Annotated in this window: 20 protein-coding genes and 1 pseudogene; 8 read left to right on the top strand and 13 right to left on the bottom strand. The window is 67.6% G+C overall.

The annotated features are described in order from the left end of the window. The gene (locus tag AB0J78_RS15450; protein ID WP_363789571.1) at positions 1–2,076 is read right to left on the bottom strand and encodes an ATP-dependent DNA helicase UvrD2; all 2,076 of its coding nucleotides are present in this window, start codon (positions 2,074–2,076) and stop codon (positions 1–3) included. Positions 2,077–2,404: 328 nt separating this feature from the next. On the opposite strand from AB0J78_RS15450, the pseudogene AB0J78_RS15445 reads away from it, so the two are divergent. Beyond that, positions 2,405–3,567: pseudogene (locus tag AB0J78_RS15445) on the top strand (IS481 family transposase). A 98-nt stretch (positions 3,568–3,665) separates the two neighbouring features. Here the strand turns inward: AB0J78_RS15445 and nudC are convergent. The 9 genes from nudC to AB0J78_RS15400 form a co-directional block, all read right to left on the bottom strand. Beyond that, positions 3,666–4,592 (bottom strand): NAD(+) diphosphatase, encoded by a 927-nt coding sequence (gene nudC, locus AB0J78_RS15440; protein WP_363789570.1) that lies wholly within the window; start codon positions 4,590–4,592, stop codon positions 3,666–3,668. Between the two features lie 25 nt (positions 4,593–4,617). Further along, a complete protein-coding gene (locus tag AB0J78_RS15435) occupies positions 4,618–5,985 on the bottom strand; it encodes a pitrilysin family protein (protein ID WP_363789569.1) in 1,368 nt (455 codons plus the stop codon). Next, positions 5,982–7,301, bottom strand: coding sequence for a pitrilysin family protein (locus AB0J78_RS15430; RefSeq protein WP_363789568.1), 1,320 nt, complete (start codon positions 7,299–7,301; stop codon positions 5,982–5,984). The genes AB0J78_RS15435 and AB0J78_RS15430 overlap by 4 nt, the downstream gene beginning before the upstream one ends. A 161-nt stretch (positions 7,302–7,462) precedes the next feature. Beyond that, a complete protein-coding gene (locus AB0J78_RS15425; protein WP_363789567.1) occupies positions 7,463–8,287 on the bottom strand; it encodes an ESX secretion-associated protein EspG in 825 nt (274 codons plus the stop codon). A 102-nt stretch (positions 8,288–8,389) separates the two neighbouring features. Beyond that, positions 8,390–9,736, bottom strand: coding sequence for a PPE domain-containing protein (locus tag AB0J78_RS15420; protein ID WP_363789566.1), 1,347 nt, complete (start codon positions 9,734–9,736; stop codon positions 8,390–8,392). 12 nt (positions 9,737–9,748) lie between these two features. After that, positions 9,749–10,279: a DUF3558 family protein gene (locus AB0J78_RS15415; protein ID WP_363789565.1), complete on the bottom strand. Its 531-nt coding sequence runs from the start codon at positions 10,277–10,279 to the stop codon at positions 9,749–9,751. Continuing rightward, entirely contained in the window at positions 10,276–10,686 is a 411-nt protein-coding gene (locus AB0J78_RS15410; RefSeq protein ID WP_363789564.1) for a hypothetical protein, read from the bottom strand. Before AB0J78_RS15410 ends, AB0J78_RS15415 begins: the two co-directional genes overlap by 4 nt. 140 nt (positions 10,687–10,826) lie before the next feature. Next, on the bottom strand, positions 10,827–11,021 hold the full coding sequence (locus AB0J78_RS15405) for a DUF397 domain-containing protein (protein ID WP_363789563.1): 195 nt from the start codon (positions 11,019–11,021) through the stop codon (positions 10,827–10,829). Further along, positions 11,014–11,982, bottom strand: coding sequence for a helix-turn-helix transcriptional regulator (locus AB0J78_RS15400; protein WP_363789562.1), 969 nt, complete (start codon positions 11,980–11,982; stop codon positions 11,014–11,016). The genes AB0J78_RS15405 and AB0J78_RS15400 overlap by 8 nt, the downstream gene beginning before the upstream one ends. Before the next feature lie 38 nt (positions 11,983–12,020). Between AB0J78_RS15400 and AB0J78_RS15395 the strand changes: the two genes are divergently transcribed. From AB0J78_RS15395 to AB0J78_RS15370, 6 genes are all read left to right on the top strand, one after another. After that, entirely contained in the window at positions 12,021–12,287 is a 267-nt protein-coding gene (locus AB0J78_RS15395; RefSeq protein ID WP_363789561.1) for a hypothetical protein, read from the top strand. A gap of 17 nt (positions 12,288–12,304) precedes the next feature. Continuing rightward, positions 12,305–12,781, top strand: coding sequence for a hypothetical protein (locus tag AB0J78_RS15390; RefSeq protein ID WP_363789560.1), 477 nt, complete (start codon positions 12,305–12,307; stop codon positions 12,779–12,781). A gap of 73 nt (positions 12,782–12,854) precedes the next feature. Beyond that, on the top strand, positions 12,855–13,154 hold the full coding sequence (locus AB0J78_RS15385) for a hypothetical protein (RefSeq protein WP_363789559.1): 300 nt from the start codon (positions 12,855–12,857) through the stop codon (positions 13,152–13,154). Then, complete coding sequence (locus tag AB0J78_RS15380) at positions 13,151–14,458, top strand: hypothetical protein (protein ID WP_363789558.1); 1,308 nt, start codon at positions 13,151–13,153, stop codon at positions 14,456–14,458. The genes AB0J78_RS15385 and AB0J78_RS15380 overlap by 4 nt, the downstream gene beginning before the upstream one ends. After that, positions 14,445–14,873, top strand: coding sequence for a hypothetical protein (locus tag AB0J78_RS15375; RefSeq protein ID WP_363789557.1), 429 nt, complete (start codon positions 14,445–14,447; stop codon positions 14,871–14,873). Before AB0J78_RS15380 ends, AB0J78_RS15375 begins: the two co-directional genes overlap by 14 nt. 395 nt (positions 14,874–15,268) lie before the next feature. Further along, positions 15,269–16,264 (top strand): neutral zinc metallopeptidase, encoded by a 996-nt coding sequence (locus AB0J78_RS15370; RefSeq protein WP_363789556.1) that lies wholly within the window; start codon positions 15,269–15,271, stop codon positions 16,262–16,264. Between the two features lie 56 nt (positions 16,265–16,320). Here the strand turns inward: AB0J78_RS15370 and AB0J78_RS15365 are convergent, their stop codons facing one another. Next, complete coding sequence (locus AB0J78_RS15365; protein WP_363789555.1) at positions 16,321–16,749, bottom strand: hypothetical protein; 429 nt, start codon at positions 16,747–16,749, stop codon at positions 16,321–16,323. 58 nt (positions 16,750–16,807) lie between these two features. Next, entirely contained in the window at positions 16,808–17,893 is a 1,086-nt protein-coding gene (locus AB0J78_RS15360; RefSeq protein ID WP_363789554.1) for a potassium channel family protein, read from the bottom strand. A 144-nt stretch (positions 17,894–18,037) separates the two neighbouring features. Between AB0J78_RS15360 and AB0J78_RS15355 the strand changes: the two genes are divergently transcribed. Further along, positions 18,038–18,565: a hypothetical protein gene (locus AB0J78_RS15355; protein ID WP_363789553.1), complete on the top strand. Its 528-nt coding sequence runs from the start codon at positions 18,038–18,040 to the stop codon at positions 18,563–18,565. Positions 18,566–18,774: 209 nt separating this feature from the next. On the opposite strand, the gene AB0J78_RS15350 is transcribed toward AB0J78_RS15355, so the two are convergent. Then, positions 18,775–19,383 (bottom strand): hypothetical protein, encoded by a 609-nt coding sequence (locus AB0J78_RS15350; protein WP_363789552.1) that lies wholly within the window; start codon positions 19,381–19,383, stop codon positions 18,775–18,777. Positions 19,384–19,410 lie beyond the last annotated feature (27 nt).

Below are 19,410 nucleotides of genomic sequence, written 5' to 3'. Positions count from 1 at the left end.
CTAGTTCACCCGATTGATCAAGGCGAGAACGTCTCCACCGAATTTCTGGATCTTGGTCGCGCCGATCCCGGAGATCCCGACCAACGCGGACTCGTCGGCGGGCCGCTGCTCGGCGATCGCGGTCAGCGTCGCGTCGGTGAACACCACGTAGGCGGGCACCTTGAGCTGCCGCGCGCGCTCGCTGCGCCACGCCTTGAGCTGTTCGAGCAGGTTCTCGTCGACGTCGGACGGGCAGTCCGAGCAGCGCCCGAGCTTGATGTCCATGGTGCTGACCAGCGTCGACGAGCACACCCGGCACTGCGGTTTGATCGTCGCGGCCTGCCGGGCGGGCGGCTGCGGCTGCTTGGCCTTGCTCGGCAGCGCCGCCGGATGACCGTCGGGCACGAGGTTGTAGACGAACCGGCTGCGGCGCCGGAACCGGCGTCCCCCGGCGCGAGCCAGCGCCCAGGACAGGTGCAGGTGCTCGCGGGCGCGGGTGACGCCGACGTAGAGCAGCCGACGCTCCTCCTCCACAGCCGCGTCGGTGTCGGCGTGCTGGATCGGCAGGGTTCCCTCGACCAGGCCGGCGAGGAACACCGCGTCCCACTCCAGTCCCTTGGCCGCGTGCAGCGAGGCGAGCGTGACGCCCTCGACGGTCGGCGGGTGCTGCGCCTCGGCGCGGGCGTCGAGCTCGGCGACGTAGCGGCGCAGGTCAGCGTCGGGGACCGCGGCGACGATCCCTTCGGCGAGCTCGACCAGGGCGATCAGCGATTCCCACCGCTCGCGGGCGGACCCGCCCGCCGGTGGCTCGTCGGTCAGGCCCACCTCGACGAGGAGTTCGCGCACGGTTCCCGGCAGGTCCTCGGCGGTGGTGTCGCGGGCGATCGCGGTGCGCAGGGTGGCCATGGCCTGGCGGATCTCGGCGCGCGCGAAGAACCGCTCACCGCCCCGCACCTGGTACGGGATCTCGGCGTCGGACAGCGCCTTCTCGTAGACCTCGGACTGGGCGTTGACGCGGAACAGGATCGCGATCTCCGACAGCGGCACGCCGCGCTTGGCCAGCTGCGCGATCTTGCGCGCGATGGCGTCGGCCTCGTCGGTCTCGTCGTCGTACTCGGCGAAGTCCGGGCGCGGACCGTCCGGGCGCTGGCCGACCAGCTTCAGGCGGGTGCCGGCCGGGCGTTCCCGCGCTGCGCCGATGACCTGGTTGGCCAAGCCCACGACCTGCGGAGTCGACCGGTAGTCGCGTTCGAGGCGCACCACGGTCGCCTCGGGGTACTTGCGCGGGAAGTTGATCAGCCACTTCGGGGAGGCGCCCGCGAAGGAGTAGATGGTCTGGTTGGCGTCGCCGACCACCGTCAGGTCGTCGCGGTTGCCGACCCAGGCGTCGAGGACGCGCGCCTGCAGCGGGTTGACGTCCTGGTACTCGTCGACGACGAAGGACCGGTACTGGCTGCGGAACTCCTCGGCGATGTCCTCGCGGTCCTCCAGGATCGCGGCGATGTGCAGCAGCAGGTCGTCGAAGTCGAGCAGCTGCGCGCCGCTCTTGAGCTTCTCGTAGCCGGCGAAGGCCTTGGCGATCAGCTCGGGCAGGATCGGCGTCTCGCGACCGGCCTGCTGCGCGGCCGCCGGGTACTGCTCGGGGCTGATCAGCGAGGACTTCGACCACTCGATCTCGCTGGCGAGGTCGCGCACGTCCTCCCGCTCGGTGGACAGCCCCAGGCGGTTCGCGGCCTGCATGACCAGGCGGAACTTGTTGTCGGTGAGCTGCCACATCTGGGCGTCGTGGACGCGCGGCCAGAAGTAGCGGAGCTGTCGGAAAGCCGCCGCGTGGAAGGTCTGGGCCTGCACCCCCGCAGCTCCGAGCTCCCGCAACCTGGTGCGCATCTCGCCCGCGGCGCGCGCCGTGAAGGTCACGGCCAGGATCTGCCGGGGCGTCACCAGCCCGCGTTGGACGAGGTGGGCGATGCGGTGGGTGATGGTCCGGGTCTTCCCCGTTCCCGCACCGGCCAGGACGCACACGGGTCCGCGCGGTGCGATGACGGCCTGCCGCTGCTCCGGGTCCAAACCTTCCAGGAGACGCGGTTGATCGGCCATGCAGGCATCCTCGCAGACCCCCGACACCGGTCAGGCGATACCCACCACCGTGTGTCGCCCAGATCGCGTCCCCACGATCTTGACCAGCGCGGACATGCCCGACCCCGGGGGACGGATTCGAATTTCGCGCGAAGTTCGAGCCGGAAAGTTTGTCATGTCTCAGGAGATCGGTGACAGTTCTGTCTCAGGACATGGGTGACACTTTGGGGTGTGTTGGGGGTGACACTTCGTGTGATTTTTTGATGGGTGGGTGAAGCGTTCTGGTGGTGTTGATCCCGAGGTCCGGTTGGCGATCGTGCGGTGGCCGGACGATGCCCCGCGTGGGGCGGTGAGCTCGTTTTGCGCTGAGCAGGGGATCTCGCGGAAGACGTTCTATGCGATCCGGGCCCGCGCGGTTTCCGAGGGGGAGGCGGCGGCGTTGGAGCCGCGGTCACGCCGCCCGAAGAGCAGTCCGACCCGCGTTGATGAGCAGGTCAAACAGCACGCGTTGGAGGTGCGGGCCAGCCTGCAGCAGTCGGGGTTGGATCACGGTCCGGTCAGCGTGCACGACAAGATGTGTGTGATGGGTCTGCCGGCGCCGTCGCCGGCCTCGCTGGCTCGGATCTTTAGGGACAAGGGTGTGGCCCGGCGGGAGCCGCGGAAGAAGCCGCGGGCGGCGTGGCGGCGGTTTGTCTATCCCGCCCCGAACGCGTGCTGGCAGATGGATGCCACCGAATACGTGCTCGCCGGGGGCGCGCGATGTGTGATCTTCCAGGTCCTCGACGATCATTCCCGGCTGGCGGTGGCCACGCATGCCGCTGACGGAGAGACCAGCGAGGCCGCAATCGCGGTATTCGATAAAGGAGTCGCCAAACACGGTGTGCCACAACGACTCTTGACCGATAATGGGATGGCTCTGAACCCTTCACGGCTGGGGCATCGCGGCCAGCTGGTCTCCCACATCGGAGCCCTGGGAGTGCAGGCCATCACCGGCAAGCCCTACAAACCGACCACCCAGGGCAAAAACGAGCGGTTCCATCAAACCTTGTTCCGCTGGCTGCACCAGCAACCCCTGGCCGTCGACCTGCACGAACTCCAAGACCAGGTCGACGACTTCGATGACTACTACAACACCCAGCGCGGCCACCAAGGACTTCCCGACCGGATCACCCCGCAACAGGCCTGGCAGGCCACCCCCGTGGCCGAACCACCCCGGCCCACCGGGCACGGCACCAACGGCTGGGGCTACCGCGTGCTCACGATCAATACCAACGGCAGCGTCCGGCTGCACGGCATCGCCTTCATGATCACCAGCCGTCTAGCACACCAGACCATCACAGCCGTCTGGGACACCACCGGAGTCACCTTCGCCGACTCACAAGGCCAGGTCATCGCCGAACACCCCTGGCCACCCCACGGCACCACCTACGTCAGCAACGGCATCCCCCGCGGCCGACCACCAAGCCCACTGTCACCCATGTCCTGAGGCAGAAAGTGTTACCCATCTCCTGAGGCAAAACCGTCACCCATGTCCTGAGACATCACATCGAGCCGGAAAGTTCGGGCTCGAATTTCGCGCGAAATTCGAATCCCCCTGGGTGGGGCGGGTGTCAGGGCTTGGAGGTGGCCCAGCCCTTGATCATTCGGTAGGCGATGGAGACGCCCGGTGGGAGGCGGAGGCCGTCCACCGGTTCGCCCTCGGCATCGAGGGCCGCGAGGATCGTGTCCCGGTGGACCCAGCGCGCTTCCTCGATCTCGCCGTCGGCGGGCACCAGCGGCGCGTCGCGATCGGCGACGGCGGCGAAGCCGAGCATCAGCGAACGCGGGAACGGCCACGGCTGACTGCCGAGGTACCGGATGCCGGAGACCTCGACGCCGACCTCTTCCTGGATCTCGCGCGCGACGCAGGCTTCCAGGGACTCGCCGACCTCGACGAACCCGGCGAGCACCGAGAAGCGGTACTGGGGCCAGATCGGCTGGCGGGCCAGCAGGACGTGGTCCTCGCCGTCGCTGACCAGGCAGATCACCGCCGGATCGGTGCGCGGGTACTCCTCGCGGTCGCAGCCGGAGCAGCGCCGCGCCCAGCCGACGCGGACGCGGGTGGTCGCCGCGCCGCAGACCGCGCAGTAGCGGGCGCTGTCGTGCCAGCCGAGCAGGCCGACGGCCGTGGTGAGCAGTCCGGCGTCGGTGTCGTTGAGCAGCGCGCCGCCGGAACGCAGGTCCCGCCAGCCCTCCTGCGCACCGTCGTGGTCGGTGCGCAGCGCCCAGTAGCTGACGTCGTCCTCGACGCCGAGCAGCACCGCGTTCGGCGACGGGCGGTCACCGAAGTCGACGGCGGGTTGCACGATCAGCCGGGAGTCCTCGCCGATCTGCGTGCGTCCCTTGGCGTCGACGAGCACGACCTTGCCGGTGTGCCACAGCTTCGCGCCGCCGTCCAGGGATTCCCGCAGCTCCTCCCGTCGATCCACAGTGGACCGCGAGAGGAGCGGCGGGGAGTCGAGCTGAAAGCCCGCACCGGCGAACACTTCGCAGGTCATTCTTGCGCTCCATCCGGTAACCGGGTCATGGCAGCTCCACGCCGCCCAGCAGCCGCAGCTCGTCCGCCAGCTTGTCGGCATCACCGACGACGACGCCGGTGAACTCCGACGGCGCGAACAGCTTGGCGGCCTCGGCGACCTGCTCGACGGTGACGTCGCGCAGCCGCTCGGCGTGCGCGGTCAGCCAGTTCTGGTCCAGTCCCGCCGCGGCCAGCGCGGACAGCGTCGAAGCCAGGCCGGACTGCGAGGCGGTCGAGGTCAGCAGCCCGCCGATCGCGTACTGCCGCGCGGACTCGACCTCGGACTCCGACGGCGGCACCAGCGCCATCCGGGCCAGCTCGTAGCGGGTCTCCAGCAGGGCGGCCGCGGTGACCTCGCTGGCCGTGTCGGCGTCGACGAGCAGCGTGCCGTTGCCCTTGGTGAACTCGAAGGACGAGTGCGCGCCGTAGGTGTAGCCCTTGTCCTCGCGGATGTTCTCCACCAGTCGCGAGGAGAAGTAGCCGCCGAAGACCAGGTTCGCGATCTGCAGCGCCGGATAGCGCTCGTCGGTGCGGGCCAGCGCCTGCGCGGAGAACCGCAGCTGCGACTGGACGGCGCCGGGACGGTGCACCAGCCGCACGTCGCCGCCGGTGACCAGGGGCAGGGCGGGCATCTCGCGGGCCGAGTCCTCGGACTTCCAGCCGGCCAGGGCCCGCTCGACCTCGCCGATCACGGCATCGGGGTCGATGTCGCCGACCAGCACCAGCACCGAGCCGCGCGGCAGCACGGCGGCGCTGTGCAGCGCGCGGACCTGCTCGGGGGTCACCTCGGCGACGTCCTCGGCCTTCGGGACCTCGCGGACGTAGGGGTGGTCGCCGTAGCGGTGGCGCTGGAGCTCCTCGCGGGCGATCACCCGGGGCTGCGAGCGTGCCACGCCGATCCGCTCGACCAGCCGCGCGCGCTCGGCGTTGACCTCGTCGTCGGCGTAGGTCGCGCCGGTCAGCGCGTCGGCGAGCACGTCGAGCAGCGTGTCCAGGCCGCTGGCCAGCGCGTCTCCGGCGATGCTCAGCCGCTCGGGGTCGACCACCGCGTGCAGGTCGCCGCCGACGGCCGCCAGGTCGGTGTCCATCTTGACGCGGTCGCGGCGCGCGGTGCCGGTCAGCAGGGTTTCGGCCAGCACCTCGGCCTGCGCAGGGTGCTCCTCCGCCTCGCCGGCGAACGGGATGCGCAAACGCATCTCCACCATCGGCACCTGGCCGTGGCGGACGGCGATGACGCGCAGCCCGTTGGGCAGCACGGTGTCGACACCGGCCGGTGGGACGCCGACGCGGGGCTCACCCAGCGGCGGCAGCGGGCGCGGGCCCGTCTCGGTGCGGCCGATCTCCTCGGCGCTGCGGTGCGTTGCGCGGGTCATGCCGCACCTCCGTTCTCGTCACCAGCGGGTTCGATCTCCAGCACGGCTCGGGCGTCGGAGCGCAGCGCCTTGGCGGCCGCGGCGACGTCCTGGGCGCGAACCTCGCCGATCTTGTCGGGCAGTTCCGAGATCAGTTCGGCGCGGCCGTGCAGCAGCTCGGTGCTGCCGAGGTCGAGCGTCCGCGAGATGACCCGGTCCTGCTCCCGGTGGAGGCTGGCCGCCCAGCGCGCCGTGACGCGGTGCAGTTCCTCTTCGCTGGGACCGTCGGAGGCGATCTTGTCGAGCTCTTCGTCGATCGCCCCGATCACGCGCTCCACTCCGACGTCGGGGGTGTGGATGGCGGTGAAGGTGAAGGTGTCCGGATCGCGCGCGTCGAGCGGAGCGCCCATCAGGCCGGTGCCCGCGCTGACGTCGACGACCAGCGCTTCGGAGTGCACCAGGCGCTGCTGGAGCCGCGAGGCGTCACCGTCGGACAGGATCGCCGAGAGCACGACGTTGGCCAGGTAGGCGTCGAGCTCACCGACCGGGTCGGGCAGCCGGTAGCCGAGGGCGACGGCGGGCAGCGGCGCGTGCGGGTCGGTGTGCTTGCCGCGCACCTCGCTGGTCGGGAACGGCTCGCCGAAGGAGGGCCGCTGCGGGACCGGGCGAGCGGGAACGTCGCCGAAGTGCTTCTCGATCAGCTTGATCGTCCGGTCGACGTCGAGGTCACCGGCGACGGTGAGCACGGCGTTGCCGGGCGAGTAGAAGGTGTCGAAGAAGGCCGCGCAGTCGTCGACGGTGGCCCGTTCGAGATCGGTGAAGTCGCCGTAGCCGTTGTGCGCGTTGGCGAAGGTCGAGTAGAGCACCGGCGGCAGCAGGATCCAGGGGAAACCGCCGTAGGGGCGGTTGAGGACGTTGAGCCGGATCTCCTCCTTGACCACGTCCACCTGGTTGGCCAGGTTCTCCTCGGTGATCTTCGGGGCGCGCATCCGATCGGCTTCCAGGAACAGCGCGCGCTCCAGGGCCGCCGAGGGCAGCACCTGGTAGTAGTCGGTGTAGTCCTGGTGCGTCGAACCGTTGAACGTGCCGCCGGAGCCCTGCACGTGGCGGAAGTGGGCGAGTTTCTCGAGGCTCTCGCTGCCCTGGAACATCAAGTGCTCGAACAGGTGCGCGAAGCCGGTGCGCCCTTCCGGTTCGGAGCGGAAGCCCACGTCGTAGTGCACGCTGACACCGACCACAGGGGCCTGACCTGATGCTTGGCCCGCCGCCGAGTCCGGTGCCAACACCACGCGCAGCCCGTTGGGCAAGGTGACGCGATGCAGCTGGGGTTCGACCATGTCATGCAGCCTACGTGCGGGCTGTCAACCTGTGTGTGCCCCCTTCGACAACTTTCGGCGTGTCGCAACACTCCGGCCACCGCGTGAGACGGCAACCGGAGCAACCCTCAATAGTCCGTTGACCTGCTTCAATGCGACATACCGACCAGCCGGGACGGGGCTCAGCCCTGGCGGACCTGGTTGATCAACGAGTTGATCTCGTTCCCGATCAGACCGGCGTCCGCGGGCAGCAGCGCGTAGAGCGGTTCGCCGGTGCTCGCGCGTTCCACCCGGTTGAGGTAACGGCCGTCGGGTTCGGCGTTGTCGAACCACGACACCACCGGGGTCCGGCGGCGCCGACCGTGCTGGTCGCGCATGTTGGCGGCGATCTGGCCGATGCGCACGTGCTGCGACTTGCCGATCTTCTCGTAGAGCTCGACCTGCTGGTCACCGCTGCTGCCGCGCCTGCGCGTGGCGGTCTCCATCATGCTCGACGGGTCGTAGTCCTCGACCTGATCGCCCTGCATCGAGCTGTGCGGGACGCGGATCGGGCCGTAGCTGCCGGGTTTGGCGGGCGGCAGGGTGCCGAGCACGACTCCGGGCAGCGGCGCGTTCTGGTGCACCTCGACGGTCAGCAGTCCGCCGCGCTGGGGATCTTCGCTGGGCGCCTGCACGCCGAGCACGATCCGGTTGCCCTCGGTGAACACCGCGACCGCGCGCCAGCAGTGGTCGCTCCCCGGCTCCGGGAACCACATCGAATCGACCCAGAGGTAGGGCGTGGCGAGGGTTTTCAGCGCGTCGACGAGCGGCGTCACGACTTCGTCGTCGGCGACGACGCCGTTCGCCTCCATGATCGGCAGTTCCGCTTTTCCGATGGCTGAGAACTGTTCGGCGGTGTGGCCGAAGGACCGGGTGCTGATCGGCAGCGTGAGACCGTCGATCCGCAGGTGTTTGAGCACGATGTCCAGGTGCACCGGCGGCAACTGCCACCGACCCAACACACTCACTTGAGCTTTCTCCCACTCGTGGAAGCAAAAAAGGAAGGCTTGAAGTGATGACGCGGTTTCGACGGAAATCGCATCACCACTTCAATCAGTTGAAAAGCCCGCTCACTCGCCGAGAACCGGCGGTGCCGTCTTGGGCATGTCGTTCATCCACACGTCGTCCTGCTCTTCCAGCCAGGAAGGACGCTCGTGCTCGTCGTCCTCGGAACCCTCACCGCGTCGGCCGGCTCCGGCCCCCATGCCACCCATGCCACCGCGACCAGCGGCACCACGACCACCGGCACCCGCGCCGGCACCAGCACCGGCCCCCGCACCGAGACCACCGGCCCCGGCCCGGCCACCTGCGCCCATGCCCGCTCCGGCACCACGAGCTCCGGCACCCGCGCCGGCACCAGCACCCGCACCGGCTCCGGCACCGAGACCTGCGGCGAGACCGAGGCCGCCGCCGGGCCCAGAACCGCCACCCGGGCCGCCCCCGGGCAGACCGCCGGGAACGTTCGCGCCACCCGGCGGATTCGCCCAGGCAGCACCGGTTCCGGCAGGACTGGTCCCGCCCGGGTAAGCACCGCCGGAGTAGCCGCCACCGGGGAGCCCGCTGCCGGAACCACCGGGCAGACCGCTACCGGAGTAGCCGCCACCCGAGCCGGAACCAGCGCCCGAGCCACCGGGAACGTTGCTCCCGTTGCCCATGCCGTTGCCCCAGTCGGTGCCACCACCAGGCGGAACCGGCGGAGGATTGGTGGTCGAACCGTCGGGCGCGGTGTACTGCGGCATCTTCGCGTCGACCTGGGTCAACGTCGGGCTGTACACCCGGCCCATCGTCTCCTGAGCAGCCTTCTCAGCCTGCTCCTGCTCCTCCATCTGGGAGAGAGCGTTGACACCGCCACCCGCGAGGCCGAAGGGGACTGCAGAAGCGGCAGCCTCTCCCCAGCTGAACCCCTCGGGCTGCGGCACCATCTTCTTCGACTGACCTGCGGCGTCTCCAGCGGCCTGGAGGTTGTTGCCGGTCATCTCGAAAGCATCGGCGCTGGCCTTCATCCAGTCTGATGCGGGCTTGCCGACCTGCGACGCAGCATCCGCGGCCTCGCCCTGCCACCCGCCTTGGACGATGTTGGCGAGGTCGGTGTGGTAGCTCTCGCCACGCTCCCGGAGAGCCTTCGCGAGCTTGATCCACGCGTCCGCGGAATCACCTACGTTGGCAGGTTGAATCGAATCCTGATTCGTCTTGTAGATGTCAGCGTGGCTGAACCCACCCCAGTTGATGCATTGGGTGATAGCAGGTGAGTCATAGGAACCGACCGTCAGACCCGAGTTGCCGCGCGCGAGCTCTGCCTGCTGCTGCTGAGCAATCCGCTCGGCCTCAGCGGTATGCGCTTTGCGGTCTTCCTCGGCTTGGCTCTCCCAACCGAATGCAGGAGAGACAGCGTTTTCAATCGTGTCGAAAATCCCCATAGCTCCCCCAGCTCATTCCGGCAGTCTCGACGCAGTCTGGTTGGCTACCTTCTCGGCCTCGCCGCACGCGTCAACGGAATCCCGCATGGCGCCATCGACTCCGTAGACCGCAACGCCTCCACCAGCGTTGACGAGAACCGTGCAACCGCCTTGCCCAGTCGCTCCCGACTCGACCGCAACGGCGCCGCTACGTCCGCCGATGCTCTTCTTCGAGTAGCTGTCCCAGTTGCCGCTCGTCTCATAGGACTCGACGGTCTGGGAGGCGTTCTTCAGCAGCGTCAGAGTCATCTTCTCGCCCTGCCACTCACAGCCGGGCTCCGACTGAACCACGCTGCCGTCCTCGGACTGGGTGGAGACACCGAGCGAGCTCAGTTCTTCAGCGGGGAAGAACGTGCAGGGGTCGAAGCTGGCGATCGCCTTCTCCTCCGGGGGCGCCGTCGGGTTACCGGTCGGCTCCCCCGAGCCGTTGCCCGAACACGCAGACAAGCCGAGCAAGGCCATGCCGGCGGCCGCTGCGATCAGCGTTCGAGAAACCGTGTTCACTGCATACCTCGCCTAAGGTCGTCTGCGTTCTGCTCGTCGGTCGTGCGGTAATCCTTGGCAGCTTCACGGAACGCATCCGCTTGCTTCTTCAATTCATCCTGGAGATCACGGACGAGCTTCAACGCACCAGCCTGCGAATCAGCTGCCTTGTCCTGGAACCGCTGCGCGAGCTGCTTTCCATCCGGGTAGTCGCCCAGGCCTTGGACGCGCGTGATCTGTCGGGCATCCCGGAAGATTCGAGCAAGCTCTCGGATCTCGTCTTCGCAGCGCTTGGCGGCTTTCTCAGCCGCGTCCGGGTTCAGAGCGAGCTTGCCCGCACCGACCTGCGAGTTGATCCACTGCGTCTGGCCGCTGACGGCCTTCAGACCCTCTTTGGCGGCGGCGAACCCACCCTCTGCGTTAGTCATCCCAGATCCTCCGGACCCTGTGATCCCCCATGAACCGTGGTTACTTTAGCTTGACGCGCCCGCGCGCGTAACGGTTCCGGGGAATCTGGACAAACTTGGCCGGGTGGGAGCTCCGCACCAGGTCACAGCGCCAAGATCATCTACTGGACCGAACGAAAACGGCCGCCCTTGAGACCGCCGAGGAAGCTCCCCCACTGGCTTGTGGCGATGAGCAGATGACCACCATCCGGGTTTTTGGAGTCACGGACCGCAACCTCGTCAGCGGCTTGCGCAACCTCGACGCAGTTCGTCGAGGTGCCGCTTCTGCTGCTCTTCCGCCAGACAAGATCAGCCACCGGTAAGCCCCTCTGCCAACGTGCCGATCAGCGCGACCGACTCTTCCTCATGCAGCGCCTCGTCCCAAAGCGCATCTCTGGTATCAAGATACTGTTGGGTCACCTCGGCGTCATTAATGAAAGTTCCACCCTTCCTGCTCTCCAGGTAGACGTAGGTCTCCAACGCCGCGAACTCGTAGATGGCGAACGTCCCGTCAAGGCCCTGGTGCGCGCCAATCGAAGCTGGCAACACGCGTACGTGAACATTGGGCCAAGCAGCTTCCGCGACAATCTTCCGAAGCTGCCTGCTCATCACCGCTGACCCACCGATCAGCCTGCGAAGCACGAACTCGTCGAGCAAAAACCTCAGCTCTGGTCCGTTCGGACGCGAGAGGACGGCCTGACGGCCGATACGAGTTGCCACGCGGCGCTCGATCTCACTTTGCGGCCGGTCAAGTGCGGAGATCATCTCCCGGGCGTACTCAGGAGTCTGCAGAAGCCCTGGGACGAGAGCTATCTCGTAGCCGGTCACCCGCCGCGCCTCGGTCTCCAGCAGCATGATGTTCGCGAGCTGGTCGGTGTACCTGTCGCCTGACGGCAGGTTGATCGTCGTGCCGTCGTTGGACTCGGCTTTGGCGACCAGCAGGTCGCGCATCTCCCCCTTCGCTCCGTAGAGCTCGCACAGCGCGCCGACCTCGTCCGGTGTCGGGAAGCGGGCGCCGGTTTCGGTTCTGCTCACCCATGCCGGGCTGGTGCCCAATCGCGCGGCCACCGTTCGGGTGGACATCTTCGTGCGCTCGCGAAGGGTTCGAAGCTCCGCGCCCAGGTTGACGCGAAACAGGCGGGACCTCGCCGACACCCTGACCTCCGGGTACTTCGTGAGCGGCTCCCCTGTTTCGAATTCCGTTTCACTGCTTCGGTTCCCGGGGAAACGTTTCACGGGTGGATGAACTGCCGAAACGAACTTAACTTCCCATCCCATTCCGGTTCCACGGCTTTGGAAGCAAAGGACTCAAAGGGATGGTTTTCGACGTGTTCCGTCGCGAGCGCGCAGATGTGTTCTGGATCGTCGGCTCAGGTTTCAAGATTCGTCATGCGCTGACGACACTCCCCGGTTCGGTATATACCGGCGCTTGGGTTCCCGCTCTGTGCGAAACGTGGATTCTCATTCCCACGTCCACCCCGTGGCCCCGAGAACCCCTGAGCAAAACCATCACCGAACGCTGCTCCGAATGCACAGCCATCGCAAACCGCCAAGACCACCACGAACACACGTGGGACTACTGAGAGAGGTCAGCGAACCAATGAACTACAACCACTACTACCCAATCCGCCCGACCCCTCGCCAGAGCTCCTCGCACAGCGCGTTGCTGATCCTCAGCGCGGTGTTGACCGGCTCCGTGTCCCTGTGCGGAGCGTTCATGCTCAGCGTCATGAGCTACAAGAGCGGCTTCGAAGAGGGCGACTCCCGCTTCGGAATCCTGATGCTCACCCTGGCAACGCCCACGCTGCTCTTCGGCCTCGGCGGCAGCCTCCTGGCCCTACTCCTCGGAAGCCAACTCGGCCGAATCCTCGTCACGGCCTGTTGCGCGTTCTACCTGGTCAACGGCACAGTCACGCTCCTCCAGGGCAACATCGGCAGCATCGTCCAACTCCTCGTGGCCGTTCCCCTCAGCACCCTCTGGTGGCTCCCAGCGACGTCAAAGGCCATGCGCGCCAAGCAGGCCCCAACCGGACCGCAAGGCTCTGCACGCTGTACGGATTTTCACAAGATCCCCTGATCCGCCGATGTGCGTGCTCTTGGATTGCGGGACTCTCTGGCCGCGACGGACGTACTGGGGAGGAGTCGCATTCATGACCGGGTTCAACCTGACGCCTGACGAGGTCCGGAACGCCTCACGCGAGATCGGCATGCTGGCGACGGACCTGCGCTCGATCCGCTCCGCGTGGGACGGCGCCTCAGCGGAAGGCGGTCGGGTCTTCGCCACGACGACCTGTGGAGAAGCGTTCAGCACTTTCCAGCAACTGCTCTTCGACAACCTCACGAAGCGGCTGGAAACCTACGACCGGACCGCGCAGGACGTGCACGACAGCGCGAACACGTACGGCGCCGCGGACGAGTCCGGTAAGGGGCAAATCGGTGGTGTCCTGTGAACCAGACGACCACTGACGATCTAGCACGCCGGGCCACAGATCTTGAGCGGATCGCGAGTTCCCTGCGAGCAGAGAACCTGGCCGCCGCAATCGCCGATGCCCGGCGTGCTCTGGGGGAACCGCTGGGAAATCCCGGTGGGGTCGATGATCTTCTGCACGCTTTCAATCGAGCAGGTCAGGGCCTTGATGGAGCACAGCAGGATTCGGCGGCCATGGCTGTCGAACGGCTGCCGGCCATCTGGGCCGGCCAGGCCGCCGATGCGGCGAGCGGCGCGCTGATGTCCGCGACGAAGGAGTTGGAGACCGACAGCGCGATCTTCGCTGCGGCAGGCAAGCTGCTGGCCTCGGTCGCCGACTCTCTCCGGTCCGCTCATCAGGAGCACACCGCACTTCAGCAATACCTGCTCGACCTGCAGAACAAGGCCGATTCGCTACCGCCTGACGGTGCGACTTCGCCCGCTGCCGCCGACCTCACGAACCAATCGAAAGAAGCCGTGCAGAGCGCGGCCAAGCTCTTGACCAAGGTTCGCACCGAGGACGAGGAGACGGCGAACAAGCTCAAGTCCGTTTCGGGTCCGCTCGGTCCGATCGTCTTTCTCGCTGCCGCCTCGGGTGACCAGCGGAAACCGATCGATCAAATCCTCCGCGAGTACCAGGTCACCCCCGATCCGGACGGAATGGTCACGTTCCCGGGCGGAGCGATGGGCTGGATCGCCGAGCAGCTTGGCTTTGACCCGAAACCGATGACCGCTGGCGAAGCTGCCCTGCTCACTGATCTCGGCGTAGCCGGTATCAAGGACGCCTACGACATCTACGACCGCGCTCAGGCATCCGGCCTTGAAGCGTTCGGCGGTCAAGGCAGTACGGACGGGCACGGGGACGCATTTCGGCACACCTATTGGAACGCCCTTCTGGCTCAACGCTTCGGGTCGGAATGGACCGAGAGCTACACGACCGCGCACGAACGACTCCCCCAAGATCAGGCCAACGCGTCCACGGTCGAGGCGATGGACCTGTACAACAACGAGGTCGGCAGGAACATCGCTGAGGCCCACCCCGACGCGAGCCCGGAGGAACTGGCTCGACACGTCGAAGAGGCCGTGCGCAATGGCGACGTGCTCGTGCATGACAAGCGAGGAAACCTCAACTACGGCGATCAGGTTGAGATCGGTCAATCTGGCAAAGCCCAGGCCGCACCAGATCCCGGAGGGCACACTCCGAAGGAGCCCGACGGTCATTGGTCAGGCGGGTACAACCCCGGTGACGATGCGGACAGTTACGGAACGACGGATGGGAATCACTGACATGCTGGGGCGTATCACGGCCGGATCGTTGCTCGTGCTGTCACTGGGCGGGTGCGCCGCCGGCGGTGCTGAGCCGGAGCGTGACCAGGCTCTTTATGACCAGGTCAACAGTCTCAACCAGCCTGGTCGAGAGCGGGCGATGCGGGAGATGCAGCCTGGCTCATGGGACACAGTGCACGTCTTCGAGGAGTACACCAGCAAAGAAGCTGTGCAGGCCAAGGTTCACCGTGAGGTCGATATCGACGACTACTACTCCGGTCCCGGCCAGCTGCTCTTCTTCATGCAGAACGGCGAGATCTTCCGCGCCGTCGAACTCAACGCCTCCCGGATCCCCAGCGGCACGTACAGCTCGAATCTCGTCCTTCGAGGCGGCCCTACCCCCGGAGGCGTCCGCCTCGAAGCCATCGACTCCTGAAGCGGAAGCCACCAACAGGGCGCGGGCGATCAGCAGCGGGCGGTTCTGGTCTGAATTGTCCGAGCATAGCGGACTTTGATCGTGGTCGGTTCGGGCCAGAACTGCCGGTCGTCGCCTCGGGCAGGTGGGGGTGCGGGTTTGGGTGTTCCTGGTCTGGCGGGTCGTTCGTGGGGTTAGGGTTTGGGGCCGTTGTGGATCTGGGTGGAAGTCGGTGGGATGAAGGCTTTGCGGTTGGGCGGGGTGGCTGAGGACTCACGGCGGTGGCCCACGGGGTTCCGGGCATGACACCTCCCGTGCCTCCGCAGTGGCAGCCCCCTCACTGGCAGCAGCCTTCCCCACCTGGGCGAACACCCCGGCCTGGGCAAGGCCCGGTCGGCCACGGGCACGCGTCGTGGGTGCCCTTCGAGGAGCAGCCGACCGGACCCATTCCTCGGGTTCCACAGTTCGCGCAGCAGCCGCCGCAGCGGAACAACACCGGGCTCGTCGTCGGGCTCGTGCTGGCGGCGGTGGCGTTGTTCGGGATCGGGACCGTGGGGGTCGTGGCCGCTTCCGTGTCCGCCGACAAGGCCGAGGAACCGGTGGAGGCGCCCATCGCGGCGGCCACGACCACCACCACGAGCGAAACCACCACGGCGACGAGCACTTCCGAGGAGACCTCCACCTCCGAGGAATCCGGGACCGAGCAGCCCGTGCCGAAGCTCGGGGACAACCCGATCAACATCGACGGGAACGGGGCCGTCACCACGCCGTGCTCGCTCCCGGAGTTCTCCACCGACGTGGCCTCGCAGGACGCCTTCTACCAGGCGGCGCTGCCCTGCCTGATGCAAGCGTGGGAACCGGCTCTGGAAGAGGCCGACCTGCCCACCGACGCACCGAGGGTCGTCACCACCGGAGACGACGTCGACACGCCCTGCGGGTTGCGGACCTGGGACCAGACGGCGCTGTACTGCCCGCAGGACAACACCATCTACATGACCGCGCGCTACTACTCCGAGATCGAGGGCAGGAGCGAGGCGGGCGTGTTCCTCGGGCAGTTCGCGCACGAGTTCGGCCATGCGCTGCAACGGCTTTCCGGCATCAACGCGGCCTACGGCAGCGCGTCGGCCACCGCCGGAGCCGAAACCGAGGCCGGTCTCGAACTGACCCGGCGCTCCGAGCTGCAAGCCACCTGCTTCGAGGGGATGAGCCTCGCCGCGCTGCAGAACGGCGGCGTGAGCAACGACCTGATCTTCCCAGCGCTGCGCGACTCAGCCGCGCGCGGCGACGAGAACAGCGACGTCGACGACCACGGCAGCATCCAGACCAACTCGACCTGGGTCGATCAGGGATTCAGCAAGAACGAGATCACCCAGTGCAACACGTGGCTCTCACCGCCGAGCGACGTGGATTAGCGGTTGAGGAACGCGGCGGTAGCGGCCGTTTCAGGTGTGCGCTCGCACCGCCGAGCTCAGCGGCGGCCCAGGAGGACTCCGTAGCCTCCACCTGCGACCGCGGCCAAGGTGATCAGCACGATGTTGGTGCGCCACGCGAGCGCTTCCAGTTCGGACTGCTGGGTCTTCACGGGCGTGACCCGCAGATCACCCGAAGCGCGGGCCGGGACCATCACCTCCAGACGCTGGCCTCGGGTGTGGCCGCAGCCGTCGAAGGTGGCGCGGCGGGTCTCGCCGTCGATCTGCACCTCGACCACGTCGCCGGCCGCGCGCGGCCCGCACGGGCGCGGCTCGACGACGACCGCCTCCGCCCGGCGCTCGGCGACCTGCGGCTGCCCGGATGCCGCGACCAGCGGCCCGACCGTCACGCCGGCCACCACAACGCCGAGAACGCCCAGGACGAGCAGGATCGACGCCACCGAGGCCGAACCTCGCGTGCTTCCCACGACACCGATAGTCCCAGAAACCCCGAAGCGGAAGTGCCCGAGACCCGTTGTGAGAAGGTCACGTTTGCGGCGGCGTCACTTTCCGCACGTAGAGCAGCCGGTCGCCGGCCTCGATCGCGTCCGCTTCCGGAGCGTCCACCCGGTAGAGCTCTCCGTCGCGGACCACGCCCAGCACGATGTCGGTCAGGTGCCGCGGTGAACCGCCGACCTCCTGGCGCTCCACCTCGCGCTCGGCGATCGCCAGACCGACCTCGGGGCTGAGCAGGTCCTCGAACATCTCCACCACGGACGGCGTCGACGTCGCCATGCCCAGCAGGCGGCCCGCCGTCTCGCTGGAGACCACCACCGAATCCGCGCCCGACTGGCGCAGCAGGTGCACGTTCTCCGCCTCCCGGACCGCCGCGACGATCTGCGCCTTCGGGGCCAGCTCGCGCGCGGTCAGGGTCACCAGGACCGCCGTGTCGTCGCGGGCGGGGGCGATCACGATCGCGCGGGCGCGCGGCAGGCCCGCCACGCGCAGCACGTCCGAGCGGGTACCGGAACCGTTGACCGTCACCAGGCCCTGCGCGGACGCCGACTCCAGCGACGCGCGGTCGGTGTCGACCACCACGATGCGGCCCGGGTCGGCACCCTCGCCGAGCAGTGCGGTGACCGCGGAACGGCCCTTGGTTCCGTATCCGATGACGACCACGTGGTCGCGCACCTTGGACCTCCAGCGTTGGATCTTGAAAGCTTGCCGCGAGCGCTCGGTGAGCACTTCCAGTGTCGTACCGACCAGGACGATCAGGAACAGCACGCGAAGCGGAGTGATGACGAGCACGTTCACCAGCCGCGCCCGGTCGCTGACCGGGGTGATGTCGCCGTAACCGGTCGTCGACAGCGACACCGTGGCGTAGTAGATGACGTCGAGCACGCTGAGCTCGCCGCCCGCCGAATCCCGGTACCCGTCCCGGCCGATGTAGACGATGGCGACCGTGGCGGCCAGCGCCACCAAGGCGCCGAGGATGCGGCGGATGATGGAGCGCACAGGGCTCGTCACGGTGCCCGGCATCCGGATGACACCGACGAGTGCGTGATCGGGCCTGGTGCTCAGCTCTTCCTCGGCGTTGTGCCTGCCGAACAGCTGGCTGGGACCTCGATTCATGAGTCGTGCTCCCCGACGTTGTGACCACTCACGGCGTTGAACAGTAACCGCTCCGCGCACGCGGAAGATGGCCGCCCGGAATTGTGGCGAATCATTGGGGAAACACCTTCCCGAAATCGGGGTCCGGGCGTTTACCATGCGACGGTGCAGCAGCTTCAGCACGCGGCCCGCGCTCTCGGATGGGACGGGAGATTAGTACCGGATGTGGATGTTCTCGGCACCCGGTTCACCGCGGTCGCCCGCATCCGGCCGGACGTCCACGAATGGCGCCTGCACCACGGCTGGGAGCCCGAGCTCAACCCGGCGTGGTTCAAGGCGTGGTCGGAACCCGAGCACCACGACCAGCTGCCGGTGGCCGCGGTTGACCTGATCGGAATTCTCGTTCCGGTGTCCAAGCCGTCCCGCGCGCTGCGCGCCTGCGGGATGCTGCTGTCCCTCGCTCCGTGCGCGGTGGTCCTGCCCGGTCAGCAGCGGTATGACGCGCTGTCCATGCTGGAGCTGGACTACTACGGCGCCGGGGTCGTCATGACCGGTCCCGACGATTCCGGCGAGCTCGTCATCCCGCCGGAGAACCGCGCCGCGGAATTCGGCTCATCGATGTTCGGGCGTTGGCTGCTGGAAGTCCTCTACTCGCGACTCCTGGACCACCCGCAGCTCACCGAGAACGCCTGAGAACGAGTTAACGTTTTACCCGGCTTGCTTGGCGGTGCGAGTGGCGGAACCTCAGCGGTCCCCTGGGTCCGGGCGCCACTCCTGATGTCTTCCGCTTACCCCAGGAGTAGACATCGGCGTCGCGGCGTCCTCCCCAGAGAACCGCTGAGAACCCGCGGCGGTGCCGGCTGAGTCCCAGCCCTGAAACGGCTCGGTGCGACCTGAAAGCGTCAGGCGATGGCGTATTCGTGCCAGTTGAGGCCGTCGGGGTTCCAGCGCATTCCGCGGCCCTCTTGGAGAACTCGCATGGCCTGGACCGTGTGCGGCCAGCGGCGGATGACGTTGGCCAGCGCCACCGGGGTCATCAGGTCGACCGTGCGGCGGTGATCGCCGGGGCCGAGCATCGCGATGCCGCCCGGGGTGCTGATGATGTCGGTGAGCGGACGCTGCCCGGACAGCGCGACCTGCTCGACGCTGATGATCGTGTGCGGCTGGAGTTCCGGGGGCCAGCTCTGGCGATCGATGTCGCCGGCAACCGGCTCCTCGCAGCTGCCGCATTCGCACACGAACTCAGCGGCCCAGCCGTGCTGCCGCCAGGACCAGATGACGGCGGTCCCGGCGTCGAGCTCGGACAGCGCCGCCACGTGCGGCCAGGCGCCGACGACGGCCTGCAGCTTGGTCTGCTTGGACTCCCGACCCGTGGCGCTCGGGCCCTCGAAGGACCAGGTGCCCTCATCGTCGCGGTGGACCCGCACCAGAGGGGCGCGCATGGCGAGAACTTCGGCGTCCACGCGCACTGCGGATTCAGGCGGAGTGGTGAGCTTCCAGTCGGTGTTCATCGCGGGCATAGTCGACCGCCGCGCACG

The sequence above is a fragment of the Saccharopolyspora sp. NPDC049426 genome, from assembly GCF_040676935.1.
Taxonomy (GTDB): Bacteria; Actinomycetota; Actinomycetes; order Mycobacteriales; family Pseudonocardiaceae; genus Saccharopolyspora.
The sequence above is the reverse complement of the archived record's forward strand: the minus strand, read 5'-3'. Positions and strand labels throughout refer to the sequence as shown.